Genomic DNA, 25552 nt, shown 5'->3' with positions numbered 1-25552 from the left:
GTTATGTTATTGGTTGTAAATTCGCATAGGCCACGACCAGCCATTTACTGCCCAAACCGTCAAAATTCACCTGGATACGACTTTGCGCGCCGCTGCCTTCGTAATTGAGCACCACACCCTCACCAAATTTACTGTGCTCTACCCGCTGTCCCAGGGTAAAGCCCGTATTTTCAAAAGACTCTGTGGTAAAGGTAGATGAAAAACGCCCCGTCGTCGCCGGACGGGAAACCTGGCTTTGCAAACGAATTTCTTCGATACAAGACTCGGGTAATTCCCGGATAAAACGACTGGGCTTATGATATTTTTCTTGCCCGTATAATCGACGACTTTCGGCATGACATAAGTATAGTTTGTTCATGGCCCTTGTCATACCAACGTAACACAGGCGGCGCTCTTCTTCCAGCCGGCTGATATCTTCCACCGATTGCTGGGACGGGAACATGCCTTCTTCAATACCGGCGATAAAGACCAGCGGGAACTCCAGCCCTTTGGCGGAGTGCATGGTCATCAGCTGCACGGCGGCTTCATAATCGTCTGCCTGGGACTCGCCTGACTCCAGCGCCGCATGGGTTAAAAATGCCGTTAACTGGCTTTGTTCGTCTTCCAGCTCGGGATCCATTTCAAAAGTCTGACAGGCGGTGACCAGCTCGTTAAGGTTTTCTATCCGGGCTTCGGCGCGCTCGCCTTTTTCCGCCTGGTACATGGCTTTTAAACCACTGTTGCTAATGACAAAATTGGCCTGCTGATCGAGATCCAGGTTGCAGGAGTCGTCTTCCAGGCTGTCGATCAACTCAATAAACAAACCTATGGTTTTCGCACTGCGCCCCTTGAGCTGGCCGCTGCTCAGCATTTGCTGACAGGCCTGCCACAAGGTGGTCTCCAGGCTCTTGGCGGCATCGCGGACAATGGCCAGGGTCTGATTGCCTATGCCCCGGGTCGGGGTATTGATAATGCGTTCAAAGGCGGCATCGTCGTCACGGTTGTTGATCAATCGCATATACGCCAGCGCATCTTTAATTTCCTGGCGTTCGAAGAACCTTAAACCGCCGTAGATACGGTAGGGCAGCTGCGCCTGCAACAAAGCTTCTTCCAGTAAACGGGACTGGGCATTGCTACGGTATAAAATGGCAACCTGATCCAAAGAGCCGTTATCCTGGCGCCATGCCTCGATACGCCCGGCAATAAAGCGTGCTTCATCGATTTCATTAAAAGCGGTATAGATAGAAATCTTTTCACCGGCATCGTCCTGGGTCCATAATTCTTTGCCTAAACGGTTATTGTTATTGGCAATCAGCTTATTGGCGGCATTAAGAATATTGGCGGTCGAGCGGTAGTTCTGCTCCAGGCGTATGGTTTTCGCCTGCTCGAAATCTTTTAAGAACCGCTGGATATTTTCGATTTTCGCCCCGCGCCAGCCGTAAATGGACTGGTCGTCATCGCCGACTATCATCACATTGCTGCGCCCTTTACCCAACAGGGTTAACCAGGCGTATTGGATGGCATTGGTATCCTGGAATTCGTCCACCAGGATATGGGCAAACCTTTGCTGGTAATGACTCAGCAGCACAGGGTTATTAAGCCAGAGTTCATGGGCCCGCAACAGCAGTTCGGCAAAGTCCACTAAACCGGCGCGATCACAGGCCTGCTGATAAGTACTGTAAATCTGGACAAAGGTTTGCTCTGTGGGATCAAACTGGGCATCGATATGCTGGGGCCTGATACCGTCATCTTTTTTCCCATTGATATACCACTGTGCCTGTTTGGCGGGCCAGCGCTTTTCGTCCAGGTTCAATGAGCGTATGATGCGTTTCACCAGGCGCAACTGATCGTCGGAGTCGAGTACCTGGAATGCCTGAGGCAGGTTGGCTTCCTGAAAGTGCATCCTTAACAAACGGTGTGCCAGGCCATGGAAAGTTCCCACCCACATGCCGTGGACATTGCCGTCCACCACCTGCTCGACCCGGGCGCGCATTTCTGCCGCCGCCTTATTAGTAAAGGTTACCGCCAGCACGCTGTGGGATGAAGCCTGTTCCACCTTCATCAGCCAGGCAATACGCTGCACCAGTACCCGGGTTTTACCGCTACCGGCACCGGCAAGCACCAACATGTTTTGCAAAGGGGCAGCAACAATTTCCCGTTGCTGGTCATTTAAGCCATCAAGTAACTCGGAAACATCCATAAAAAACTAACGATCAAGAAAAAATGATGGATATTGTAGCAAACAACTGTAAAAAAAAGCAGTAATAAAGCGCAAGAGTCACGCCTTATCTTAAGATGAAGCGCAAAAACCCCGCTTAAGGGGGCTGGCAGACTAAGATGGGGGATAAGTAAAAAGCCCTTAACTCAGTAAAAAACTCAACTCACCGACATCCGTTAACTCGATGTCCGGCAAGACCGTCAAGGGTTTGCCTATGCCGTAGGCGGGGAACCAGGCACTCTGGCAACCGGCAGCAGCGGCGCCGAAAATATCTGCACGGCCGCAATCGCCGACATGCAGCAATTCCCTGGGATTGATTGCCAGCTGCTCACAGGCCAGGGCAAACATATCCAGGGCGGGTTTTTGCCTGATGCCTTTGCCGGCATGATAGATGACCTGAAAATAACCGTCGAGGCCAATCGCCCGGGTATCAACATTGCCGTTGCTGATCGCCGCCAGCGGATATTTTTTTGCCAGCGCCGCCAGCATCTTATGGATGGCCTGCGGCACATCAATCTGGCTGCGCAACAGCACAAACTCAGCCATGGCCGCCATTGCCTGGGACCTGGCTTCATCCGGCGCAAAGTTGAGTGCCAAAAAGCCGGTATAATAACTTTCTATGCGCAGCGCGGTAACATCATGCTTTAACTGTGGCTGCGCCTCCAGTACCCGGGCGCGGTGATAAAACCAGAAATTGACATCCTGGCATTGGCTTAATACCCCTTTGAGCGCCGGCACCCCGGCAAAATAAGCCGCCATACCGGCATTGGCCGCCATCATCACCGGATAATTGCTATACAGGGTATCATCAAGATCAAAACTGATGGCTTTTACCGGTTGCAGGCGGCGATAAATTTTCATCCGGGATTTAATCCTGTTTCAGCTGCTGCAGCAATAATTTCGCCACCAGCTTCCGAAATTGCCCTAATAGCAGGGTATCCATGCGGGGATCAAAGTGCTCTGCATCATCGCTGCTGATGGCTAAAAAACCTAAGGTTTGCTGCTCATGGCTCAGCTTGATTAATACCACAGAGCCCTGGGTCGGACCGGAAAAAATCAGCTGCTGCTCGCTTTGTTGCAAGCGGCCAAAATAATAATCTTCATCCGCCAAACGGTTTTGCAGGATACCGCCGCAATCGTTTTGGCTCAGGCTGGCATGATCCAGGCTAAACTCCCCGGTTAACCATAACTTCAGCTGCGACAGCGACAGCAGCTCTGTGGTGGCCCGGTGCAAACAATCCAGCAACTCTGCCGCCGAATCGCAATCAATTAACCTCAGGTAGAGGTCGCTGTAGAGCATAAACAGGCGTTCGTTATGATTGGCCACCGACATCAATTGGGTGATCTCTTCTTCCAGCGACTGTACTTTCTGCCTGAGCTGCTGCTGCTGGCGTTCCACCAGGGAAATAGTGCCCCTGTGGGGATCCGCCAGGCGCACGGCCGTTAACACATGCGGCGCCCGGTTAAAAAACTCGGGATTATCCAGCAAATAATCTGCGATTAACTCATCCGTCAATGCCAGCGCTTGCTCCGGCACTATTTTTTTTTCACTCATAAATTTAATTGTCCATCAAAAACATGTACCGCAGGGCCGGACATTTTCACCGGACTGCCCGGGCCTTTCCAGTAAATTCGTAATTTGCCGCCGGGTAATTCCACGGTTACCTGTTTTGCTAATTTCTTTTGCATTTGTCCGATCACCACGGCAGCACAGGCGCCGCTGCCGCAAGCCAAGGTTTCACCGGCACCGCGTTCGTAAACCCGCAGCTTAATATATTCCGGGGAAACCACTTCCATAAAACCGACATTGGCCTGTTTCGGAAACCTTTCATGGTGGGATAATTCATAACCTAAGGTATCAACCGGGGCCTCTTTTACCGAGTCCACCGTCAACACGCAATGGGGGTTGCCCATAGAGACCACACCGCATAACACGGTTTCCTGCTCACTGCGCAGAATATAGGTGCCTTCGACTTTTTGCGCCTTAAAAGGGATCTGCGCCGGTTCAAACTGAGGCACCGGCATATTGACGGAAATCTTGCCGTCGCGCTCAACAAACAAAGTCATTTTTCCCACCTGGGTGGAAACGCGGATCTTGGTTTTATTGATCAGGCCTTTCATGCGCACAAAACGGGCAAAACAGCGGGCACCGTTACCACATTGCCCCACCTCGCTGCCGTCGGCATTAAATATCCGGTAATGAAAGTCTAAATCCGGATCATAAGGAGGCTCCACCACCAATAACTGATCAAAACCAACGCCAAAATGCCGGTCTGCCAGCTGCCTGATTTGATCATTGGAGAGAAATACATTTTGTGTAACATTATCCAAAACCAGGAAATCATTACCTAAACCATGCATTTTGGAAAAATTGAATAACATTAATATTATCTTCCTGTTAAAGCCCGTTTGTTATTTTAACCTAAACTTGCGTCAAGCTTAATTCCAGGTCACAGCCGTTATGGTAATAAACGTTCACCCTGCCACAGTTGTGCGAGCGTTTCCCGCTCCCGGATCAGGTGACTGGTGTCTTTATCCACCAGCACTTCCGCCGCCCGGGGCCGGCTATTATAGTTTGAACTCATGGTAAAGCCATAAGCACCGGCGGAGCGCACCGCCAGCAAATCACCCGCTTTAATCGCCAATAAGCGATCTTTGCCGAGAAAATCACCGGTTTCACAAACCGGGCCCACTACATCATAGCTTAGTTCATCCACATCCCGGCGCTGTTCAACCGGAATAATCTCCTGCCAGGACTGGTACAGGGACGGGCGCAGCAGATCGTTCATCGCCGCATCCACTATGGCAAAATGCCGGTCCTGGTTGGTTTTTAAAAATTCGACTTCGGTGACTAAAATACCGGCATTGGCCATGATCGCCCGTCCCGGTTCGTACAGCAGGGTCAAGTCATAACCGGCGAGCTTTTCCGCCAGCGCTTTAGCATATTCTTTCGGGTGGGGCGGGGTTTCATCCCGGTAGCACACGCCTAAACCGCCGCCGACATCCAGGTGCGAGAGCTTGATGCCTTTTGCCGCCAGCTTATTGATCAGCACCAGTACCCGATCCAGGGCATCGAGAAACGGGGTTAATTCCGTCAACTGGGAGCCGATATGGCAATCTATGCCTTTCACCTCAAGGTGCGGTAAGTTATCCGCGGTTAAATACAGGGCCTCGGCATCTGCTATGCTGATACCGAATTTATTTTCTTTTAAGCCGGTGGAAATATAAGGATGGGTGCCGGCATCAACATCCGGATTGACCCGTAAAGACACCGGGGCCTTAACCCCTAACTCACCCGCCACCTGGTTAATACGCGCCAGCTCCGGCGCCGATTCGACATTAAAACAATAAATCCCCTGCTCGAGGGCATAACGGATTTCATCGGATTTTTTCGCCACCCCGGAAAACACCACCTTGGCGGCATCGCCGCCGGCAGCCAGTACCCGGGCCAGCTCTCCTTTGGAAACAATATCAAAACCTGAACCCAGGCGGGCCAGCAGATTTAATATTGCCAGGTTGGAGTTAGCCTTGACCGCATAACAAATCAGGTGCGGCTGCTCACCGGCGGCATCATCAAAAGCATGCCAGTGCCTTTCGATGGTAGCACGGGAATAAACATAAAGCGGGGTGCCGTAGCTTTTCGCCAGCTCCGCGACCCGGCATTCTTCGGCAAATAAGGTATTATCTTTCCGGGTAAAGTAATCCACGTTTATTTTTCCTGTTCAGGGCTGGTCGTATCCCGCTTTTCGACCTTGCTCTCAGCCTTTTGTACTTGCTCCGGCGGTGTCTGGTACAAGGGGCCTTTATTACCACAGGCAGTTAATAGCAGGATGGAAAAAAGGCCACCAAGGAGTAAGGTTTTATTTGCTTGTATGCTCATTTATTGATTTATTTACCCTGATAGTGATGTAGGTCAATTGTATTTCACACTTTAGATACGGCGAAAGTGCATTTATCTAAGGTGATTGGTATTATACTCACATGCTTATCAACAATTACAAGCCTTAATACGTGTAAAAGGACAATCAATGAATGACAGCCAGTATAATTTAATCGCAGACGACCTGTTGCTTGCCGTTGAAGAGGCAATTGAAGACTGTGGTTATGATATCGATTACGAAGGCGCCGGGGGATTATTAACCCTGACCTTCAAAAATGGCAGCAAAATAATTCTCAACAAACAAGCGCCGTTACACGAAGTTTGGGTTGCGACAAAATTCAACGGCCATCACTTCGCCTATCAGGACAACCAGTGGCGCGATAAAAGGGCCGGGGATGAGTTCTGGCAATTTTTATCTGCGGCGGTCAGCAAACAGGCAGATACCGACATTACCTTATCCGAATAAGTCAGGAGTATTTAATGAAAACAACCAAGGTTCGCATCGCGACACGTAAAAGTGCGCTGGCATTGTGGCAGGCGGAATATGTAAAGGCACAACTGGAGCACTTTCATCCGCAAGTCACGGTGGAACTTGTGCCTATGACCACCAAGGGCGACATTATCCTGGACACCCCGCTGGCCAAAGTCGGCGGCAAAGGCCTGTTTGTTAAAGAACTGGAAGTGGCCATGCTGGAAAACCGCGCCGATATCGCGGTGCACTCGATGAAAGATGTGCCGGTCGATTTCCCCCCCGGATTAGGACTGGAAATCATCTGCCCGCGGGAAGATCCCCGCGATGCCTTTGTTTCCAACAAATACGATAAATTGGCTGAATTACCGCAAGGGGCCATAGTCGGCACTTCAAGCCTGCGTCGCCAGTGTCAGCTGAAAGAATTACGTCCCGATCTCGATATCCGCGATCTGCGCGGTAACGTCAATACCCGCTTAAGAAAGCTCGATGACGGCGAATACGATGCCATTATTTTAGCTTCCGCCGGTTTGATCCGCCTGGAAATGAGTGAACGTATCAGCGACTACATCGAACCTGAAGTCATGTTACCCGCCAACGGCCAGGGTGCGGTCGGCATAGAATGCCGCACCGACGACGACACCATCAAGGCATTATTGGCGCCGCTGGAAGATTTAGCCACCCGCCAGCGGGTACTGGCAGAGCGCGCCATGAATAAGGCCCTGGAAGGGGGCTGTCAGGTGCCTATCGGCAGTTATGCGGTGATCCGGGAAGATCAGCTGTACCTCAGGGGCCTGGTAGGCGCCGTCGACGGCAGCAAGATCATCCGCAGTGAGATCACCGGCTCGCTTGAGCAGGGAGAAGACTTGGGTGAACAACTTGCCCAGACCCTGTTATCGCAAGGAGCAGCAGAAATTTTAAAGCAGGTTTATGACAACCACTAAGCTTAGGGTACTGATCACGCGGCCACAGGAAAAAGGCCGCGTATTGGCGCAAAAGTTAACACAACTCGGCATATCCGCCCGTCACCAACCACTCTTTTCTTACCAGGCACTGGCCGACCAGTATGAAATAAAACAAAGCTTAGCCTTATCAGCCGATCCTATCCTGATTTTTGTCAGTGTCGCCGCCGTAAACTATGCCCATTTAAGCTACCCGCTGCAGCATTGGCAGCATGCCGGGGTGATCGCCGTCGGCGCCGCCACCGAAAAAGCCTTGCAGCAATATGGCCTGGATCAGGTAATTTGTCCGCAAGAACATAACAGCGAAGGCATGCTGGCCCTGCCGGAACTGGCAGACGTAAGCGGGCGGCAGATCATTATCGTCCGCGGCAACGGCGGGCGGGAACTGATGGCCCAAACCTTAAGGCAGCGGGGGGCTAAGGTGAATTATCTTGAATCTTATCAAAGGATTTGGCTATCATTGCCCAGGGATATCCCGCAGCAATGGCAGGCAGAGCAGGTTAACTGCATAGTGATCACCAGCAATGCCCTGCTCGAGCGTATTATCGAGCTGCTGGCACCGCTGGATGAATTCTGGCAAAAGACCTGTTTATATGTGGTGGCCAGCGAACGCATCGCCGCCAAGGCAAAAGCACTTGGTTTACAACGGGTCATTAATGCCTGCGGGGCAGATGACCAGGCCATTACCGGCACTTTATTAACCTTATGACCCAAATAACGGAAGCAAAAGATGACTGAACAAAAACAACCGGAAGACACTGTTCAGGAAAACGCGAGCGCCGCGGACAAGGCGGGCGTTTCACCGGCAACTGACAAAAAACAGCCTGGCAGCGCCAATAAAAACCATCAATCCCCCGTCAAAGCCAAAATGAAAAAAGATACCAATAATAAAACAGCTCAGGTATCAAAAACCGGCGTGCTGGCCCTGATGCTGGCACTGCTCGCCTGCGCCGGCAGTGCGGGTTTATATTACTGGCAAAGCCAGCAACAGCCGCTGCAACAGGCACAGACCCAGAAAACGCTGAGCCAGCAACTGGAAGCCAAATTAAAAAACGCGGAACAACAACTGAGCCGATCACTCCAGGCTCAGGAACAACAATTGACCGAGCACTTTAACCGGCAAATAAACGTGCTGAAAAGCCAAAGCGAGCAAAGCCTGGCACAAGTAAACCAGACCCTGAAAGGACTGCAACAAGAGCAGCCGGGGGACCGGCTCTTCAACGAAGCAGAATATTTGATCCGTATGGCCTCGCGCACCTTGTGGCTGGAGCAGGACACGGATACCGCCATCAGCCTGTTAACCGATGCCGATAGACGCTTAAGCCAAATGCATAACCCGGAATTATTGCCGGTACGCCAGCTTATCTTCCAGGATATTGAAACCCTGAAACTGCTACCGCGCCAGCAAAGTGCACAGGTGATTTTAACCCTGATGGGACTGGACAAACAGCTTGGCAGCCTGGTGCTGGCACGTCCTTACCGGCAACAAAACCAGGAACAAACACAAGATTTAACCTTAACCTCGGATCCCGCAGACTGGCGGGAAAACCTGGCCAAGGTCTGGCAGAAATTCCGGGCGAACTATATCATCACCAGCCGTCCGCGCACTCAAGGTGACGATCCCTTGCTGTCGCCGCAACAGCAACAGAACTTGCAGGAAAATCTGGCACTCAAACTCCAGCTTACCATCTGGTCAGCCAGTAAAGGGGAAAGTGCCATCTACCAACAAACCCTGGACGATATCCTGCAATGGCTCAAACAGTATTACGAAGACGAAAATAAAACCAACCAGGGCTTTATCGCGGCAATAGAAAAACTCAAACCGGCGACCCTGACGGTAAATTATCCGGATAAGCTGGTATCGCTGGCGGCAATACGTAAAGTGATCGCCCAGAACAACAGCAAGCAAGCCATCTCGGGGCATACAAACGGGCAGACAAACGATCAGTTACCGTCAGAGAAAAACAACAATAACCAATCCGGTGTTACGGCAGATAACGGCGGTGCCAGCTTATGAAACGCTTGATCCTGATGTTATGCCTGATACTGCTGGCGATCCTTACCGCCATCGCTATCGGCCCCATGCTGATTGACGGCAAAGGTTATATCACGGTTGTCAGCGGCGATACCGCCTACCAAACCACTATTTTATCGGCGGTTTACCTGCTGACGGCACTGTTTCTGGTGTTATTGGCGCTGCTTTTTGTCCTGCGCGGCGGCTTGAGATTCAGCCTGGGCGGCTGGCATAAACTGACCCGGGCCAGCCAGCGCCGGGCATTAAGAAATTTCAACAAGGGCATTACCGCCTACGTGATAGATGACTATGCCCAGGCAGAGCAGCTGCTGGCCAAGAGCGCCCAGCTGCCGCAGTTTGAACAAACCGCCTATTTGCTGGCGGCCTCTGCGGCAAACAAACAAGACTCAGGTAGCAGCCATTATCTCGAACGGGTCGGTACAGACAAACATTTTATTAAAAATGCCGGACTCGAAGGGGTACTGGTCAAGGTGAAAATATTTATCGGCCAGGGAGAATATAGTAAAGCCCGGGAGCTGATCGATAGTTATCATAAATATATCGGCCATGATGCCAGACTACTGGCGCTGGAACTCGACCTGTGCCTGATTGAGCAAAGGTTCGAAACCGCTATCGAACATTTAAAAGCTGCACGCAAACAAAAAACCCTCGCCAGGGAAAAGATCGCCGTCTGGGAGCGGGAGGCTTTTACCGGTATGTTTAACGACACCATCAGCCGGTCAGATCAAAATGCCCTGTTTGCTTACTGGAAAAAGCTGCCCCGCAAAATCCAGCAAAGCGAACCGGTATTGCTGGCTTATTGCCGGGTATTGGCAGAAAACAAACTTAATGATACCTTAACGGATATCTTGTTGCCTGTGCTGAAAAAAGATCCCGGCCAGCAGCTGTTACGCGCTTTCCAGGTATTGCCGGTACATCAGGGAGACGCCTTGATCGCCCAGGCACAAAAGCAGCTGGGCAAACATCAGCAAGAAGCCAAATGGTTAAGCTACCTGGGACACCTGGCATTCAACAGCGAGCAATGGCAGATGTCGGAAAGAGCCTTTAACAGCCTGCTGGCATTGGAGACTCCAAGCTACGATGCTTCAGACTTAGAAGCCCTGGCCAGCGTCTTAAGCCAACAGGGAAAGTTTGAACAGGCGAATAAGATATTGACCCGGCGGATTAAGATGCAGGCCTCCCCGGCTAAAGCATAACAATGCCTCTGACGGTACATTAGCCGTTAAATTCAACACTGGGCCCTGTATGACTACAGGGCTTTTTTATGTCTTGTTATTGTAAAGGCATTTTCATTAACATCAGCGCAAAAGGGTTAAGTTTTGCCAATACCTATTTGCTGTGACAACATATAGCTTATCTTCATTTAAAGGGCATATTGTGTGATTAAACCCGGTGTTTGGATTGAGGCTGGCATCGTCATTATCTATGGCGCCAGTCTGGACGCTGCTGCTCACAGTCACCATGCCATGCAAATCGTCTGGCCCAAGACTGATTCGCTTTGTAAATTAAACCACATGAGTATCACAGAGTTAGTGGTCATAGACTCCCAAGTAGAGCATCAACTGCAGATGCCTGAAGGCTGGATACTGCTGGTTGAGCCAAAAAGCACTTTAGGCCAGGCCTTGTCCGATCAACTGGCGGGGGAACCATACCAAACCTTTCACTCATCCTTTTCGGCAACAATGAACGCGCCGGCACAGAGCAAAGATCTGATTGAGTTTTTAACCCCTTTGTTTCAGGCATTAGCACTCAGCCAGCAAGTTTTCCCCATCAATAAAAGTACGGTGACAGATAAGCGCATTCAACGGTTAGTCGCCGAATTAGATCTATGTTTACACGGTGACTGCATCAAACCTGCGCATTGGCGGGCCGCCGAGGTCGCCAGTCAACTGGCCTTGTCGGAAAGCCGTTTCCTGCATCTATTTCGCCAGGAATTAGGGATTGCCTGGCGCCCCTATCTGTTATGGCGGCGCATGATGTGTGCGATCCGGGCAATACTCAATAATGCCTCGGCAACGGAGGCGGCTCACCTGGCCGGCTTTTCTGACAGTGCACATCTCAGCCGGACCTTTCGAAATAACTTTGGTATGACCATCAGGCAGGCTTATGCCCTTTTGCTAAAAACCTAGCCGGTTTATTCAAGTTTCCTGTTAGCGGATTGGCTAAGCTGGGCACAGACCCCTTAAGCAAGAGCAAACCATGCCGATATTATCCGAAGATTTTCTTTTAGAAACCCCTATGCTGGACTTTAATCATCCACAGATACAAGCTTTGATTAAACAAAGAAAATGGCGGGATTTATCCCCCTATGATGCCATAGGTGCAAGCTATACTTTTGTCCGCGATGAAATCCGCTTCGGCTATAATGCAGACGACCGCTTACCGGCAAGCCGGGTGCTTAATGATGGTTACGGGCAATGCAACACCAAAGGCACCTTATTAATGGCGCTATTGCGCGCCCTTGGCATATCGACACGACTCCACGGCTTTACTATTGACAACGAATTGCAACGGGGTGCCATTCCCGGCTATTTGTTTGCCCTTGCCCCCAAGCGCATTATCCATAGCTGGATTGAGGTGTATCAGGGCGAACGCTGGATTAATCTGGAAGGCTATATCCTGGATAACACTTACCTGAAGCAAGTGCAAAACAGCTTCGCCGATCAATGCCAGTCCTTCTCAGGTTTTGCCATTGCCACTCAATGTCTCGCTGCACCTGACATTGACTGGCAAGGGCAGGACACTTATATCCAAAGTGACGGTATTGCGGATGATTTCGGCGTATATAACCAGCCGGATGACTTTTATACCAAGCACGGCAGCAACCTTTCCGGCATTAAAAAGCTGCTTTTCCGCTATCTGTTGCGCCATTTAATCAACGTAAACGTGAAACAAATCCGTGCCAAGGGGGTCAGCCGAAAAGGCCGCATATAGAACCCAGCCCAGAGCCTGCCGTTAATATAAGGGTCACAAACCAGGATTGACTTTTTCGCAAGATTTCTTTGATAAAAAAACACCATAACTGAAACCATCCAATTATAGTGTTTTTTCGGGGGCTAGCGTTTAAAGCCGGATTCGTCGGCCGGCTCCGCCGATAGCAAATTTATTGCTAGCGGATTTTACCGTTAGATAAAAGCAAAAGCATCGGCATACATATGCTCTAATAACGCTCCCTGTTCGACAAAATCCTGGCGAATGCGTCCCACCATATCAAAACGGCCTGCCAGGTAAATATCATAAGGCTCAAAGCTGACGATATCCTGCATCACCACTTGATGTACCAGGCCGGTTTTCCCCTGCCACTCGGGAGTCGGATTTTCTACCACGGGAATAAAACTGGCATTGCTCAACTTGGCTATGGTCTCCCTGGTTTTTTCCAGCTCATAACAGGCCTCAGGCTCCCTCAGGCCCCAATAAACGATAACCGGCCGGTTTGATCCCTGGGCCGCCAAATATTCAAACATAGACTTGATATAGGAAAAACCGGTGCCGCCGGCGAGTAATAGCAAGGGGCGCTCGCTGTCGGTGCGCAACTGGGCATTACCCAGGGGCATTTCCACGGTAACCCTGTCGCTGGCATTTAAACGCTCTATCACCTGCATCGGATAGCTGTCCGCGCCAAAAGCCCCTATCTGCAGTTCAATAAATTCATCTCCCGGGGCACTGGCAATGGAGAAGGGACGCTTGTCCTCATCACTCATAACAAAATTCAAATACTGGCCGGGTAAAAAATCAATTGATTTTTCTGGCTTTAACAACACCTTATGTACATTGGGAGTTAAGGGTTCCAACAAATGTACCTGACACTCTATCGCATTCATGCTTGCTTACTTACCTTTAATTAGTTGCTGGCAACATCCTTGTTTAAGCAATAAAAAAGTACATCCTGTACATCCAATGACCTTAGTTTATGGCTAATACTATTGATAATACCATCTATAAGACATACTAGTTGAAATTCAGATTAATCCGGCACAGCTTATCGCAGATATGCCGGTTATTTATAGCTGATCGCTCACTTTGCTGGTGCGCTTTACCAGAAAATCCGCTAGAGAATATCCAGCTGATCCCAGAGTTCGTCCACCTCTTTTATTACCGCTTCGTCCATGACAATAGGCGTGCCCCATTCACGGTCGGTTTCCCCCGGCCATTTATTGGTGGCATCCATCCCCATTTTTGAGCCCAGCCCGGATACCGGCGAAGCAAAATCGAGGTAATCGATCGGGGTATTCTCTATCATGGTGGTATCGCGGCTGGGATCCATACGTGTGGTCATCGCCCAGATCACATCCTGCCAGTCTCTGGCGTTAACATCATCGTCGCAGACAATCACAAATTTGGTGTACATAAATTGTCGCAGGAAAGACCAGACCCCCATCATAACCCGCTTGGCATGCCCGGGATATTGCTTTTTAATGGTCACTACCGCCAGGCGATAGGAACAGCCTTCCGGCGGCAGGTAAAAATCGACAATTTCCGGAAACTGCTTCTGTAAAATCGGCACAAAGACCTCATTTAAGGCCACACCTAAAATCGCCGGCTCATCCGGCGGCCGCCCGGTATAAGTACTGTGGTATATAGGCTCTTTACGCATGGTGATATCGGTAACGGTAAAGACAGGGAAGTCATCCACTTCGTTGTAATAACCGGTGTGATCGCCATAAGGCCCTTCCGGTGCCATTTCTTCCGGGTCAATATAGCCTTCCAGCACGATTTCCGCCGAGGCCGGCACTTCGAGTTCATTGCTGACACATTTAACCACTTCGGTTTTACTGCCCCGTAATAAACCGGCAAAGGCATATTCAGACAAGGTATCCGGCACCGGGGTCACGGCCCCTAAAATCGTCGCCGGATCTGCGCCCAGCGCCACCGAGACCGGGAATTTTTCCCCCGGATGCTGTTTTTTCCACTCCAAGAAATCCAGAGCACCGCCGCGGTGGGACAACCAGCGCATGATCACCTTGTTCGGTCCCAGTAATTGCTGACGATAAATGCCCAGGTTCTGGCGCTCTTTATGGGGCCCTTTGGTAACCGTTAATCCCCAGGTGATCAGCGGGGCAACATCACCCGGCCAACAGGTTTGGATCGGCAGTTTAGTTAAATCCACCTCATCACCGGACAATACCACTTGCTGACACGGCGCCTTTTTCAGCACCTTGGCCGGCATATTCAGCACCTGCTTATACACAGGTAGTTTATCCAGGGCATCACGGAAGCCCTTCGGCGGCTCAGGCTCTTTCAGCATCGCCAGCAACTTGCCCACATCCCTTAAAGCGGTAACATCGGTTTGCCCCATTGCCAGCGCAACCCGCTCCGGGGTGCCGAATAAATTGGTTAATACCGGGATATCAAACCCCACCGGATTTTCAAACAGTAGTGCCGGGCCGCCTGCTCGTAAGGTGCGGTCGCTGATTTCTGTCATGGTCAGGTTTGTCGAAACCGGTTGGCTAATACGCTTTAACTGGCCCAGCTTTTCCAGCTGGTGGATAAAGTCTCTTAAATCGCTGTATTTCATGATGGATTTGCTTCTGGTATTTGCCGGCCATTATACCTTGGTTAAAGAAAAAACATCTAGTTATTAGCGGGAATAAGAATTATTAACCCCAATGCCTGATTCGGGGAAAAGCAGGTAAAATGCGACCGGTAATCGAGTCGCATTTATCCAAAGAGATAGCGCGATAAGCAGCCCAGTTAGGGTGCCAATCGCTTGTTAGAACTGTTACAGATTAAAATTAAGTTCTACCGTACCGCCTTGCTGGGTACAGCTATGGGACAGGGAACGTGCTTCCGACCAGCTATACGCTGTCTTCATCCAGTAACCGCCACCTGGCATATTATAACATTCCACGATGTAAGACTCGCCAGAAGCTTGCGCGGAAAGACCTGTAAGGGCACTGCTAATAGCCAACCCGGAAACGAGCAGGCTTGTCATTACTTTTTTCTTCATTTTTATTATTCCTTATATCTTTATTAGCAATAATAAAGAGAACCAGATAGACAAGTTCTCCCTATTAGCCGACAAATTAACCAGAACCACACCAACTGTCAACACCAAATTAACATTTAAGCAACAAGATTTAAGCAGAGATATTCGTTACTCAATGCCGGTTGCTGATAATAATAAGATTTCCACGAAGGAATAAATATTCAACACAGTACTTATATTCGACGATAAAATTTCAGAACAATATTATTTCACAAACAAAAAAGCCAGCGGTTAAGCTGGCTTTATCAATTCAGATATCAACAAAAACTATTTACGTTTCATTGAATCAAAGAATTCATTATTGGTTTTGGTCATGGCTAATTTATCTATCATAAATTCCATGGCGTCGATCTCACCCATTTCATGAACGATTTTCCGCAGGATCCACATCTTCTGCAGCTCATCCGGCTTGGTCAGCAACTCTTCACGACGGGTACCGCTGCGGTTGAAGTGGATGGCCGGGAACACGCGTTTTTCGGCGATCTTACGGGACAGGTGTAATTCCATGTTACCCGTACCTTTAAATTCTTCGTAGATGACTTCATCCATCTTAGAGCCGGTTTCGATCAGGGCAGTGGCGATAATGGTCAAGCTGCCGCCTTCTTCGATATTACGGGCCGCACCGAAGAAACGCTTCGGACGGTGCAGGGCGTTGGCGTCAACACCACCGGTCAGGATCTTACCTGATGAAGGGATAACCGTGTTATAGGCACGGGCTAAACGTGTGATGGAGTCGAGCAAGATAACAACATCTTTTTTATGCTCTACCAGGCGTTTTGCTTTTTCGATGACCATTTCAGCAACCTGAACGTGACGGCTGGCAGGCTCATCAAAGGTAGAGGCAACCACTTCACCCTGTACCAGGCGCTGCATCTCGGTGACTTCTTCCGGACGTTCGTCAATCAATAACACCATCAATTCACAGTCCGGGTTATTGTAAGCGATGCTCTGGGCAATATTTTGCAGTAATAAGGTTTTACCGGCTTTTGGCGGCGCAACAATCAAACCACGCTGACCTTTACCGATAGGTGAAGCTAAATCCAGTACCCGGGCGGTAATATCTTCGGTTGAACCGTTACCGCGTTCCATGGTGACACGCTCATTGGCATGAATAGGGGTTAAGTTTTCAAATAAAATCTTATTGCGGGCATTTTCCGGCTTATCAAAGTTAACTTCATTGACTTTTAACAGGGCAAAGTAACGCTCGCCGTCTTTTGGCGGACGGATTTTACCCTGGATGGTATCACCGGTACGCATACTGAAACGTCTGATCTGGCTTGGCGATACATAAATATCGTCCGGACCTGCCAGGTACGAAGAGTCTGCCGAACGCAAGAATCCGAAGCCATCCTGCAGGATTTCTAATACACCGCCGCCGAATATGTCTTCACCACTTTTGGCGTGCGCCTTCAAAATGGCAAATATGATGTCTTGTTTACGGGTTCTAGCAAGGTGTTCAAGCTTCATGGATTCAGCGAGATTAACCAATTCGCTAATCGATTTTTCTTTAAGTTCGGTAAGATTCATAGTGGAAGTTCTTAACTATTAAATGTTGTTATGCTTTTGCTCAACGGCAAAGTATTAACGAGGAATAGGATTTAGATGTGTTATAAAATTAATTGAACGCTAAACTTAGCATTAAAATGGCATTGCGTAAAGTAAGTAACTCATTTTATATTCATTAATAATATGGCTTTGCCACATTATGGCATCCCTGTCGCCGCTGCATGCTGTTTTTATATTTTTGTTTTTAAGGAATAGAAAAAAGGCCCGAGATAAACCGAGCCTTTCTTTTATAAATTATTTTCTAAAAACTCTTTTAATTGAGTCTTAGAAAGTGCGCCAACTTTAGTGTCGGCAACCGCACCGTCTTTAAATAAAAGCAAAGTCGGGATGCCGCGAATACCATATTTAGGCGGGGTATCGGCATTTTGGTCGATATTTAATTTACCGACAACAAGCTTGCCGTCATATTCATCGGCAATTTCGTTTAATATAGGTGCGATCATTTTACATGGTCCACACCACTCAGCCCAAAAATCGACTAATACTGGACTAGATGCGTTCAGCACATCTGCTTCAAAACTGTCATCTGACAACTGAACAATTTTATCGCTCATTTCACTCTCCGTTTATGGTGGCACAATTGCCTGATGACGAGAGTATACCGTCATCTTTATTTTTTGCTATTTATTCAATACAGTTTTTTCTTACATCTTATGCGATACCGTTTTTATTAGGCGCGTAAGGTGTTAAGCTAGCCGTATGAAAAAAACACATTTAACCGAAATCAAATTCGCCGATCTGCCACTGAATAAAAAAGTAGTGACCGGCCTGGAAGCCATGGGCTTTCAAAATTGCACCTCGATCCAGGCAAAATCTTTACCTATTTTACTTAAAGGCAAAGATCTCGCTGGCCAGGCCCAAACAGGGGAAGGTAAGACTATCGCGTTTTTAGCTGCGACCTTTCACCACCTGTTACAAAAGCCTGCCCCGGACCATAACCAGCCAAGGGCGCTCATTATGGCGCCAACCCGGGAATTAGCCATACAAATTCACCGGGATGCTATCGAGATGGCCAAAGCCACCGGATTGCGCCTTGGCATTGTATATGGGGGCGAGGGTTACGAAAGTCAACGGGAAGAATTAACCAAAGGGGTAGATATTTTAATCGGCACCTGTGGCCGCCTGATCGACTACCTCAAGCAAGGTATTTATAACCTCAATAATATCGAAGCCGTAGTGCTTGATGAAGCAGATCGCATGTTTGATCTCGGCTTTATTAAAGATATCCGCTATATGTTCCGCAGAATGCCGGCGGCAAACGAACGCCTGAGCATGTTATTTTCTGCCACCTTGTCCTTCAGGGTAAAAGAGCTTGCATTCGAGCATATGAATTCACCCGAGAGCGTTGAAGTCGAACCCGAGCAGAAAACCAATATTCGCATCACAGAAGAGCTGTTTTATCCCTCCAACGAAGATAAGATGGCGTTATTACAAACCCTGATTGAAGAAGAGTGGCCGGATAAAGCCATTATTTTTGCCAATACCAAGCATAGCTGTGAAAAGATCCATGCCCACTTGGCCGCAGATAAAATCCGTGTCGGCTTATTAACCGGCGACGTAATACAGAAAAAACGCCTGAAAATTCTTGAAGGCTTTACCGCCGGGCATCTTGATGTGCTGGTGGCCACAGATGTTGCCGCCCGCGGACTGCATATCCCGAATGTTACCCATGTTTTTAACTATGACTTGCCCGACGACTTCGAAGATTATGTCCACCGCATAGGCCGTACCGGCCGTGCCGGCGCCACCGGACATGCCATCAGTTTTGCCTGTGAAGACTATGTTTTCAATTTGCCGGCGATTGAGCAATATATCGATCATGCCCTGCCGGTCAGCAAGTACGATCACGAAGCGTTGTTAACGGATTTACCCAAACCTAAACCCAGACAACGTCGCCACAAGCCACACAGCGGCGGACAAAACCGCGGTCGCAAACCCAGAGGTCACAGGTCCTGATAAGTATGATGATCAGCAAACAGCACGCGGAAAGCCCCTTGTATGCCATTATCGATCTGGGATCGAATAGCTTTCATATGCTTATTACCCGCCTGCTTGCTGACAGCGTACAAACCGTGGACAAGGTCAAGCGTAAGGTGCGTTTGGCCGGGGGCCTGGATGAGGACAATAACCTTGATGATGCCGCCATTTCCCGGGGACTGGAATGCCTGAGTTTCTTTGCTGAACGCCTGCAGGATATTCCCCCGGAAAATATCCGGGTAGTGGCAACCGCCACCTTGAGAATCGCCAAAAATGCCGAGCTTTTTTTAGCCCGGGCACAAAAGATCCTCGGCACGAAAATCAGCCTGCTCACCGGGTTGCAAGAGGCGGAAACCATCTATTTAGGGGTTGCCCATACCAGTTGCAGCGCCGACCAGCGCCTGGTACTGGATATCGGCGGCGCCAGCACCGAAATCATTATCGGTGAAGCCTTTGCGGTCAAAAAAATCACCAGTTTGGATATCGGCTGTGTCACCTTTAACCGCCGTTATTTTCATGATGGTTTATTATCAAAAAGCAATTTTGCAGCGGCGATAACCCAGGCGAAAAACGAGCTGAAACCTTTGGTCAAAAGCTATACCGATATCGGCTGGCAGGACGTACTGGGCGGCTCGGGTACCATGCAGGCATTAGCCGAAGTCCTGATGTACCAAAAACGCCCCGCCATAATCACCCTGGATTTTCTTCATGATCTCCGGCAGCAGTTACTGGCGTGCAAACGGGTAGCGGATATCGCCATCCCCGGCCTGGCCAGCGACCGCAAGCCGGTTTTTGCCAGCGGACTGGCAATCTTAACCGCTTTATTTGAAGCCTTAAACATCCGGCAATTGCAACTGTCCAGCGGCGCCCTGCGCGAAGGGCTGCTTTATGAAATGTTGCCGGATATGCGTAAAATCAGCATCCGCCAGCGCACCATCAATTCCCTGACCCAAAGGTTTCACATCGACCAGCCCCATGCCAGCCGGGTAAATGAACAGGCCTGCCGCCTGGTGCAGTTATGGCAACTCCCGCAAGCCAAGGCGCACAGTAATCAGCGGCAACTGCTGACCACCGCCTGTGCCTTGCATGAGGTGGGTTTGCTGATGGAATATAAGCATCATCAACAGCATGGCGCCTATATTATCCAACATGCGGATTTACCCGGTTTTGATCAGTCGGAGCGCCAGTTGCTGGTGGCCCTGGTACGCCTGTATAAGGCAGATATCAACCATGAACAGTTGAATGAGCAATCGGCACTGGATTACCAGGATGCCTGCTTATTATTGGCGGCGTTACGGTTAGCGGTGATCTTGTGCCGCAGACGCAGGGATGATGTGTTACCGGATTACGAGTCGAGAATTGAGGATAACAGCATCTATTTGTGTTTGCCGCAAGACTGGCTGGCGCAGCACCCGTTAATCGTCGATGAATTACGCCAGGAACACCTTTACCTCAAGAGCCTGGGGTTGAGCTTAAAGATCCACTGTTAGCCAACAGTAAGTCTGTTGGCTAACTTATCCAAAACTTCAAGTCATTAACTGGCATTATCTTCTTTGATCCAGCGGGCTACCTGCTTGGCAAAGTAAGTTAAAATGCCGTCGGCACCGGCACGTTTAAAGGCCAGCAAACCTTCCATTACACAAGGTTTTTCTGCCAGCCAGCCATTTTGGATCGCCGCCATATGCATGGCATATTCGCCGCTGACCTGGTAGGCATAGGTCGGTACCTTAAAGTTATCTTTTACCCGGCGCACGATATCGAGATAAGGCATACCGGGTTTTACCATCACCATATCCGCCCCTTCATGGATATCCTGGGCAATTTCATGTAAGGCTTCATCACTGTTGGCGGGATCCATCTGGTAAGAATGCTTGTTGCCGCCCTTGATATTACCGGCAGAGCCGACCGCATCCCGGAACGGGCCATAATAGTTAGAAGCATACTTGGCGGAATAGGCGAGAATACGGGTATTCACAAAACCCTTTTCTTCCAAGGTTTCCCGGATAGCACCGATACGCCCGTCCATCATATCCGACGGCGCCACCACATCGGCGCCCGCCTCGGCATGGGAAAGCGCCTGCTTGACTAAAATATCTTTGGTCACTTCATTCAGCACATAACCGTCATCATCGATAATACCGTCCTGGCCGTGGGTAGTGAAAGGATCAAGGGCAACATCAGTGATCACGCCAAGCTGAGGAAATTTTGCCTTTAACGCCCTGACGGTGCGTTGCGCCAGGCCGTCGGGATTATAGGCTTCTTCCGCCATCAATGACTTTTTATCGCCCGGGGTTACCGGGAAAATAGCAATCGCCGGGATGCCTAAATCAACCAACTCCCGGGCTTCTTCCAATAATAAATCGATACTTTTGCGTTCCACCCCCGGCATAGAATCTATCAGCTGGCGCTGGTTTTCCCCCTCCAACACAAACACAGGGTAGATAAGATCATTCACGGTTAACTGGTGTTCTGCCATTAAACGGCGGGAAAAGTCATCCGCCCTCATGCGGCGCATGCGGCGAGCGGGATATTGACCAAAAGCATTATTCATGAGACGACTCCGGAGAAATTAAAGGATCGATATAAACTTGTTGTTGTACCTGGTTGCGGCCGCTGTCCTTGGCGTTATATAAGGCCTTATCGGCGGCGGCAAAAATTTGTTCGGGTAAGACATCCGCCTGCTGCTGGTAGGTGCTGATGCCGCAGCTCACCGTCAGGGGGATTTCTTTATTTTCAAACACCATAGGGCGTTCCGCTATCGCCAGGCGTAAGGTTTCCGCCAGCGCATAGGCTCCCAGGGGTTCGGTATCGGGTAAGATCAGGCAAAACTCTTCACCGCCGTAACGGCAGCCGATATCCGAGCTTCTTTTTAAACTTTGCTTGATATGATTGGCGACCCAGACAATACATTGATCCCCCGCCAGGTGGCCGAAGTTATCATTGACCTTTTTAAAATGATCGATATCGATAACCACTATGCTTAGTGGTGTCAGATTACGTTTGCTGCGCCGGTATTCCGCCAGGATTTTCTGATCATAATGACGCCGGTTAAATAGGCCGGACAACTCATCTATAGTATTCTTTTTCGCCAGCTCACGGTTGGCACTTTCCAGTTCCTGCAAGGCAATATTAAGCTCTAAGGTGCGCTCCTGCACCCGCACTTCCAGTTGCTCCTGATTTTCTTCCTGCAGTGCCAGCAATTCATCCTGCGCCTGCTGCGATCTACGGGCATTATCCAGTGCCTCTTGCTGTAATGTCCGGGTATCTTCCAGCTTGTTATACAGCTGGCGACTCAGCAGTAAAACAATCAGCACAGCATGTAACCAGGCAGCACTCCGGTATAAAGCACCATTGCCGGCAAGTATCCCCTGGCTGTAATCTGCCAAGCCAACAAGACTGAGCAGGCTGAAAACAAAGGGAACAGCAACAACTAAAGCAAACAGGGTGGCAAGCCGCTGCTTTTTCTGTCTCAGATACAAGGCAATAACCAATAGCAGCAGGGAAACCAGGGCATAAAGCACCAAAGTAATGCCCAGGTTAACCGGGCCGGGTAATAACAGTGCCGGCAATAAACATACTGACAGGCATAACATCAGTATGTTAAGTGCTTTTGCTAAAACCGGTTCACTCTCTTTAAGCTCAAACAGGCGTTGGCAAAAAGCAATAAGTAAGATCGCCGAGAGCAGGGTTAATACCGGTAATTCAGTCCCGGTTAATATCGCCATATCGGGAAAGTAATAAGCTAAACTTCTGCCCTGTAATACCGATAACAACAACAGCTGACACAAGAAGTAGCCGCACAAGAGCAAGGCATTGTTTTTACCGCAGGTGATAAAGATCAACAGCAAGACGCAGATCAGACTGGCTATAGTGCCAAGTGCCAGCCCCTGAGTAAAAACCATGGATTGATGGACCTGCTGATATTGCTGTTCGGCAATTAATTCAAGGGGTAAGCTCACATCCCGGTCACTGGTAATAACAAGATAAAGTGACATTTTACTTTGCGGTGCCAGCAGAATTTTACCGCTGCGCTGATGATCCGCGCTTAAGGCAAACGGAGCAGGGGCCGGGGCCGAATTTTGAGGCTGAACATATAAATCAGCACCGCTGAGGGCAAAACTGTTGCCCAGGATAAGATAATAGCTCTTGGCTACAGGGGTATCGTTTACCAGTGAAAAAACCAGCCAGTTGACGCCCGAAGTTAATGGCAGCAGTTTGTTGTCCAGGGCCGCTTTTTGCCAGGAAAGTTCCGCCAGAGCGCCCGGGCTGAGCTTAGTCGGAGCATCGGAAAGGCTGCCCTGCCAGAAGCGGTACTCCCTGAGTTCAGGCTTAGCTTGCACCTGAGCACTATCGCTTGCAGTGACCGCAAAAGCGGGGAGCAATAAACAGCCCAGACAAAGCAACCACCTTAAGATCATATAATCAATCAGCTCCCTTTAAATTAAAAACCTTAACGGTATTCTCCCGGGTTTGGCTGATAATCTCTTCATGACTATAACCGGTTAATTGTGCCAGCATATCGACGATAACCGGCAAATAAGCAGGTTCATTGCGGCTGCTTTTCGGTTTTGGCCGGATATTTCTCGGCAACAAATAAGGAGCATCGGTTTCTATCATCAACTGCTGAAGCGGGATCAACTCAACGATATCCCTGAGCTCTTGTCCGCGCCTTTCGTCGCATAACCAGCCGGTGATACCGACATACATACCGGCATCGAGACATGTCAATAATTCCGCTTTAGTGCCGGTAAAACAGTGGGCGACCACAGCAGGAATAGTGCCCAAATAAGGCGATAACAATTGAAACCAGGTATCAAAAGCATCTCTTTGGTGGAGGAATAAAGGTTTATTCAGCCGCGCCGCCAGGGCAATTTGCTCTGCAAATACCCGCTTTTGTTGCTCGGGTGCGGAAAAATTACGGTTAAAGTCCAGGCCGCATTCACCGATTGCCCGTACGCAAGGCTGCTGTGACAGTTCGGTTAAAATATCCAGGTAATCCTGACTGACACCGTCGGCATCATGGGGATGCACGCCGGCGGTACTATAAAGAAATTCAGGTGCTTGCCGGCAAAGGGCCACCGCTTCCCGGCTTTCCGCTATGTTGGTGCCGGTCACCAGCATAGCCTCAATACCGGCATCTTTTGCCCGGGTTAACACCTCGGTCCGGTCTTTATCAAACCTGCTGTTGGTAAGGTTTACGCCAATATCGATCAAGGGAAACTGCTATTTTATTCGTTTAACACGAATTTTCTTATTAAAGCCTTCTTTTTTCAGGTAGATAGCACTGAGCATGCCTTCAATTAACTCAACTTTATCCCCCGCCGCCAGCGACATCCTATTGCTGTCAGTTTGGCGCCACACCTGGCCATTGGTTAAGGTTAAGACAAGTTTGCCGAAATGTAATTCCTTAACTTTATCAATTTCGGCAAACATGTTGCCATCATCTTCTTCGGAAGCAATACCTGTTAAATGCGATTTACCAAAGTTATCTATTTTAGTTTTGCCACGCGCTTCGGCTGATACATCACCTGCAGGTTTTGACTGAGGTTTTAGCGATATATCTTCAACACTGTCACTTAACTCACCCGCTTGCGCCAGCTTATCATAACAGGCCAAACGGCTCAGGCTGTCCTTGGTGGCGGCACAAGTTGAAAACTCACTTTTAAAATCAAATGCCTGCGTTGCCGAGGTAAAACCCAGGCCCAAGATTACTGCAACAATATAACGACTCATCCTATGTCCTCAGAATCCGCTTCCGGATCTTTTTTATGATAGAGAGCTGCGACCATGATGCCTAATTCAAACAACAGCAGCATAGGCACCGCCAACAAGGTTTGGGAAATGACATCCGGAGGCGTCAGCAGCATACTAATAACAAAGGCACCCACGATAACATAAGGACGTTTGGCTCGTAAACTGGCAGGCTCAGTGACCCCGGTCCAACACAATAAGACGATCGCGACCGGGATCTCAAAGGTGGCCCCGAAAGCAAAAAACAGCTTTAAGACAAAATCCAGATAACTACTGATATCCGTGGCTATGGTGACCCCTTCCGGCGCCACCGAAGTGAAAAATGCAAACGCCAGCGGGAAAACAACAAAGTACGCAAAAGAAATACCGGCATAAAATAAAAAAGTACTGCCGAACATCAGGGGAGCAATCAGTTTTTTCTCATTTTGATACAGGCCAGGCGCGATAAACGACCAGATCTGGAACAGGATATAAGGCATTGCCAGGAAAAAAGACAATACCATAGTCAATTTAAAAGGGGCGAAAAAGGGGGAGGCAACATCGGTTGCGATCATTTGCGCGCCATCCGGCATAGTGGCCAACAAGGGCTGCGCCAGGTATTGATAAATATCCTGGGCAAAATATACCAGGCAACAAAAAACCACTAACACCCCGAGTACTGAGTGTAATAATCGGTTGCGTAATTCCAGTAGGTGGTCAAACAGGCTTGATTGGGGTTGTGAACTCATA

25 protein-coding genes are annotated in these 25552 nt (G+C 49.3%); 9 read left to right on the top strand and 16 right to left on the bottom strand.

Annotated elements, in window-relative coordinates; translation table 11 throughout:
• Nucleotide 1: 1 nt before the first annotated feature.
• The 6 genes from uvrD to QL234_RS17850 all read right to left on the bottom strand — a co-directional run bounded on the left by uvrD (nucleotide 2) and on the right by QL234_RS17850 (nucleotide 6077).
• The gene (uvrD, locus tag QL234_RS17875) at nucleotides 2–2179 is read right to left on the bottom strand and encodes a DNA helicase II (RefSeq protein ID WP_281559168.1); all 2178 of its coding nucleotides are present in this window, start codon (nucleotides 2177–2179) and stop codon (nucleotides 2–4) included.
• A 159-nt stretch (nucleotides 2180–2338) separates the two neighbouring features.
• The gene (locus QL234_RS17870; protein WP_281559167.1) at nucleotides 2339–3058 is read right to left on the bottom strand and encodes an HAD-IA family hydrolase; all 720 of its coding nucleotides are present in this window, start codon (nucleotides 3056–3058) and stop codon (nucleotides 2339–2341) included.
• Nucleotides 3059–3065: 7 nt separating this feature from the next.
• Nucleotides 3066–3752: a DUF484 family protein gene (locus QL234_RS17865; RefSeq protein ID WP_281559166.1), complete on the bottom strand. Its 687-nt coding sequence runs from the start codon at nucleotides 3750–3752 to the stop codon at nucleotides 3066–3068.
• On the bottom strand, nucleotides 3749–4579 hold the full coding sequence (gene dapF, locus QL234_RS17860) for a diaminopimelate epimerase (RefSeq protein ID WP_281559165.1): 831 nt from the start codon (nucleotides 4577–4579) through the stop codon (nucleotides 3749–3751). Before dapF ends, QL234_RS17865 begins: the two co-directional genes overlap by 4 nt.
• Before the next feature lie 77 nt (nucleotides 4580–4656).
• The gene (gene lysA, locus QL234_RS17855) at nucleotides 4657–5904 is read right to left on the bottom strand and encodes a diaminopimelate decarboxylase (protein ID WP_281559164.1); all 1248 of its coding nucleotides are present in this window, start codon (nucleotides 5902–5904) and stop codon (nucleotides 4657–4659) included.
• A 2-nt stretch (nucleotides 5905–5906) separates the two neighbouring features.
• Nucleotides 5907–6077 (bottom strand): lipoprotein, encoded by a 171-nt coding sequence (locus QL234_RS17850; protein WP_281559163.1) that lies wholly within the window; start codon nucleotides 6075–6077, stop codon nucleotides 5907–5909.
• A gap of 148 nt (nucleotides 6078–6225) precedes the next feature.
• Between QL234_RS17850 and cyaY the strand changes: the two genes are divergently transcribed.
• The 7 genes from cyaY (at nucleotide 6226) to QL234_RS17815 (ending at nucleotide 12477) form a co-directional block, all read left to right on the top strand.
• The gene (cyaY, locus tag QL234_RS17845) at nucleotides 6226–6543 is read left to right on the top strand and encodes an iron donor protein CyaY (RefSeq protein WP_281559162.1); all 318 of its coding nucleotides are present in this window, start codon (nucleotides 6226–6228) and stop codon (nucleotides 6541–6543) included.
• Nucleotides 6544–6557: 14 nt separating this feature from the next.
• Nucleotides 6558–7490 (top strand): hydroxymethylbilane synthase, encoded by a 933-nt coding sequence (gene hemC, locus QL234_RS17840; RefSeq protein ID WP_281559161.1) that lies wholly within the window; start codon nucleotides 6558–6560, stop codon nucleotides 7488–7490.
• The gene (locus tag QL234_RS17835) at nucleotides 7477–8217 is read left to right on the top strand and encodes a uroporphyrinogen-III synthase (protein ID WP_281559160.1); all 741 of its coding nucleotides are present in this window, start codon (nucleotides 7477–7479) and stop codon (nucleotides 8215–8217) included. Before hemC ends, QL234_RS17835 begins: the two co-directional genes overlap by 14 nt.
• 21 nt (nucleotides 8218–8238) lie before the next feature.
• A complete protein-coding gene (locus tag QL234_RS17830; RefSeq protein ID WP_281559159.1) occupies nucleotides 8239–9525 on the top strand; it encodes a uroporphyrinogen-III C-methyltransferase in 1287 nt (428 codons plus the stop codon).
• Complete coding sequence (locus tag QL234_RS17825; RefSeq protein WP_281559158.1) at nucleotides 9522–10739, top strand: heme biosynthesis HemY N-terminal domain-containing protein; 1218 nt, start codon at nucleotides 9522–9524, stop codon at nucleotides 10737–10739. The genes QL234_RS17830 and QL234_RS17825 overlap by 4 nt, the downstream gene beginning before the upstream one ends.
• A gap of 183 nt (nucleotides 10740–10922) precedes the next feature.
• A complete protein-coding gene (locus QL234_RS17820; RefSeq protein WP_281559157.1) occupies nucleotides 10923–11672 on the top strand; it encodes an AraC family transcriptional regulator in 750 nt (249 codons plus the stop codon).
• 70 nt (nucleotides 11673–11742) lie between these two features.
• Entirely contained in the window at nucleotides 11743–12477 is a 735-nt protein-coding gene (locus tag QL234_RS17815) for a transglutaminase family protein (RefSeq protein WP_281559156.1), read from the top strand.
• 191 nt (nucleotides 12478–12668) lie between these two features.
• On the opposite strand, the gene fre is transcribed toward QL234_RS17815, so the two are convergent.
• The 5 genes from fre to trxA form a co-directional block, all read right to left on the bottom strand.
• The gene (gene fre / locus QL234_RS17810; RefSeq protein ID WP_281559155.1) at nucleotides 12669–13364 is read right to left on the bottom strand and encodes an NAD(P)H-flavin reductase; all 696 of its coding nucleotides are present in this window, start codon (nucleotides 13362–13364) and stop codon (nucleotides 12669–12671) included.
• Between the two features lie 227 nt (nucleotides 13365–13591).
• Nucleotides 13592–15058 (bottom strand): 4-hydroxy-3-polyprenylbenzoate decarboxylase, encoded by a 1467-nt coding sequence (gene ubiD / locus QL234_RS17805; RefSeq protein WP_281559154.1) that lies wholly within the window; start codon nucleotides 15056–15058, stop codon nucleotides 13592–13594.
• Nucleotides 15059–15262: 204 nt separating this feature from the next.
• A complete protein-coding gene (locus QL234_RS17800; RefSeq protein ID WP_281559153.1) occupies nucleotides 15263–15490 on the bottom strand; it encodes a hypothetical protein in 228 nt (75 codons plus the stop codon).
• 306 nt (nucleotides 15491–15796) lie between these two features.
• Nucleotides 15797–17056, bottom strand: coding sequence for a transcription termination factor Rho (gene rho, locus QL234_RS17795; protein WP_044834386.1), 1260 nt, complete (start codon nucleotides 17054–17056; stop codon nucleotides 15797–15799).
• Between the two features lie 266 nt (nucleotides 17057–17322).
• Complete coding sequence (gene trxA, locus QL234_RS17790; protein WP_281559152.1) at nucleotides 17323–17649, bottom strand: thioredoxin TrxA; 327 nt, start codon at nucleotides 17647–17649, stop codon at nucleotides 17323–17325.
• Between the two features lie 145 nt (nucleotides 17650–17794).
• On the opposite strand from trxA, the gene rhlB reads away from it, so the two are divergent.
• The gene (gene rhlB, locus QL234_RS17785; RefSeq protein ID WP_281559151.1) at nucleotides 17795–19051 is read left to right on the top strand and encodes an ATP-dependent RNA helicase RhlB; all 1257 of its coding nucleotides are present in this window, start codon (nucleotides 17795–17797) and stop codon (nucleotides 19049–19051) included.
• A 5-nt stretch (nucleotides 19052–19056) separates the two neighbouring features.
• Complete coding sequence (locus QL234_RS17780) at nucleotides 19057–20562, top strand: guanosine-5'-triphosphate,3'-diphosphate pyrophosphatase (RefSeq protein ID WP_281559150.1); 1506 nt, start codon at nucleotides 19057–19059, stop codon at nucleotides 20560–20562.
• A 44-nt stretch (nucleotides 20563–20606) separates the two neighbouring features.
• On the opposite strand, the gene hemB is transcribed toward QL234_RS17780, so the two are convergent.
• From hemB to tatC, 5 genes are read right to left on the bottom strand one after another with little or no spacing between them, the layout of a single operon-like run.
• Nucleotides 20607–21623, bottom strand: a complete 1017-nt coding sequence (hemB, locus tag QL234_RS17775; RefSeq protein WP_281559149.1) for a porphobilinogen synthase — start codon at nucleotides 21621–21623, stop codon at nucleotides 20607–20609.
• Complete coding sequence (locus tag QL234_RS17770; RefSeq protein WP_281559148.1) at nucleotides 21616–23490, bottom strand: diguanylate cyclase; 1875 nt, start codon at nucleotides 23488–23490, stop codon at nucleotides 21616–21618. The genes hemB and QL234_RS17770 overlap by 8 nt, the downstream gene beginning before the upstream one ends.
• 4 nt (nucleotides 23491–23494) lie before the next feature.
• On the bottom strand, nucleotides 23495–24286 hold the full coding sequence (locus QL234_RS17765) for a TatD family hydrolase (RefSeq protein ID WP_281559147.1): 792 nt from the start codon (nucleotides 24284–24286) through the stop codon (nucleotides 23495–23497).
• 9 nt (nucleotides 24287–24295) lie between these two features.
• On the bottom strand, nucleotides 24296–24805 hold the full coding sequence (locus tag QL234_RS17760; protein ID WP_281559146.1) for a hypothetical protein: 510 nt from the start codon (nucleotides 24803–24805) through the stop codon (nucleotides 24296–24298).
• Entirely contained in the window at nucleotides 24802–25551 is a 750-nt protein-coding gene (tatC, locus tag QL234_RS17755) for a twin-arginine translocase subunit TatC (protein ID WP_281559145.1), read from the bottom strand. The genes QL234_RS17760 and tatC overlap by 4 nt, the downstream gene beginning before the upstream one ends.
• Nucleotide 25552 lies beyond the last annotated feature (1 nt).

Origin of the sequence: Thalassomonas sp. RHCl1, assembly GCF_947387555.1 — a bacterium.
In the GTDB taxonomy this organism is placed as follows: domain Bacteria; phylum Pseudomonadota; class Gammaproteobacteria; order Enterobacterales; family Alteromonadaceae; genus Thalassomonas.
Note: the sequence above shows the minus strand (reverse complement) of the source record. Positions and strands in the feature narration are given on the sequence as shown.

Bases quoted from the DNA above. Each gene is read 5' to 3' on its own strand.
- cyaY (WP_281559162.1), top strand. From the start codon at position 6,226: ATGAATGACAGCCAGTATAATTTAATCGCAGACGACCTGTTGCTTGCC.
- QL234_RS17760 (WP_281559146.1), bottom strand. From the start codon at position 24,805: ATGAGTCGTTATATTGTTGCAGTAATCTTGGGCCTGGGTTTTACCTCG.
- uvrD (WP_281559168.1), bottom strand. From the start codon at position 2,179: ATGGATGTTTCCGAGTTACTTGATGGCTTAAATGACCAGCAACGGGAA.
- QL234_RS17825 (WP_281559158.1), top strand. From the start codon at position 9,522: ATGAAACGCTTGATCCTGATGTTATGCCTGATACTGCTGGCGATCCTT.
- QL234_RS17815 (WP_281559156.1), top strand. From the start codon at position 11,743: ATGCCGATATTATCCGAAGATTTTCTTTTAGAAACCCCTATGCTGGAC.
- QL234_RS17865 (WP_281559166.1), bottom strand. From the start codon at position 3,752: ATGAGTGAAAAAAAAATAGTGCCGGAGCAAGCGCTGGCATTGACGGAT.
- dapF (WP_281559165.1), bottom strand. From the start codon at position 4,579: ATGTTATTCAATTTTTCCAAAATGCATGGTTTAGGTAATGATTTCCTG.
- fre (WP_281559155.1), bottom strand. From the start codon at position 13,364: ATGAATGCGATAGAGTGTCAGGTACATTTGTTGGAACCCTTAACTCCC.
- QL234_RS17770 (WP_281559148.1), bottom strand. From the start codon at position 23,490: ATGATCTTAAGGTGGTTGCTTTGTCTGGGCTGTTTATTGCTCCCCGCT.
- rho (WP_044834386.1), bottom strand. From the start codon at position 17,056: ATGAATCTTACCGAACTTAAAGAAAAATCGATTAGCGAATTGGTTAAT.
- QL234_RS17850 (WP_281559163.1), bottom strand. From the start codon at position 6,077: ATGAGCATACAAGCAAATAAAACCTTACTCCTTGGTGGCCTTTTTTCC.
- QL234_RS17870 (WP_281559167.1), bottom strand. From the start codon at position 3,058: ATGAAAATTTATCGCCGCCTGCAACCGGTAAAAGCCATCAGTTTTGAT.
- hemC (WP_281559161.1), top strand. From the start codon at position 6,558: ATGAAAACAACCAAGGTTCGCATCGCGACACGTAAAAGTGCGCTGGCA.
- ubiD (WP_281559154.1), bottom strand. From the start codon at position 15,058: ATGAAATACAGCGATTTAAGAGACTTTATCCACCAGCTGGAAAAGCTG.
- QL234_RS17830 (WP_281559159.1), top strand. From the start codon at position 8,239: ATGACTGAACAAAAACAACCGGAAGACACTGTTCAGGAAAACGCGAGC.
- trxA (WP_281559152.1), bottom strand. From the start codon at position 17,649: ATGAGCGATAAAATTGTTCAGTTGTCAGATGACAGTTTTGAAGCAGAT.
- QL234_RS17780 (WP_281559150.1), top strand. From the start codon at position 19,057: ATGATGATCAGCAAACAGCACGCGGAAAGCCCCTTGTATGCCATTATC.
- rhlB (WP_281559151.1), top strand. From the start codon at position 17,795: ATGAAAAAAACACATTTAACCGAAATCAAATTCGCCGATCTGCCACTG.
- QL234_RS17835 (WP_281559160.1), top strand. From the start codon at position 7,477: ATGACAACCACTAAGCTTAGGGTACTGATCACGCGGCCACAGGAAAAA.
- tatC (WP_281559145.1), bottom strand. From the start codon at position 25,551: ATGAGTTCACAACCCCAATCAAGCCTGTTTGACCACCTACTGGAATTA.
- QL234_RS17800 (WP_281559153.1), bottom strand. From the start codon at position 15,490: ATGAAGAAAAAAGTAATGACAAGCCTGCTCGTTTCCGGGTTGGCTATT.
- hemB (WP_281559149.1), bottom strand. From the start codon at position 21,623: ATGAATAATGCTTTTGGTCAATATCCCGCTCGCCGCATGCGCCGCATG.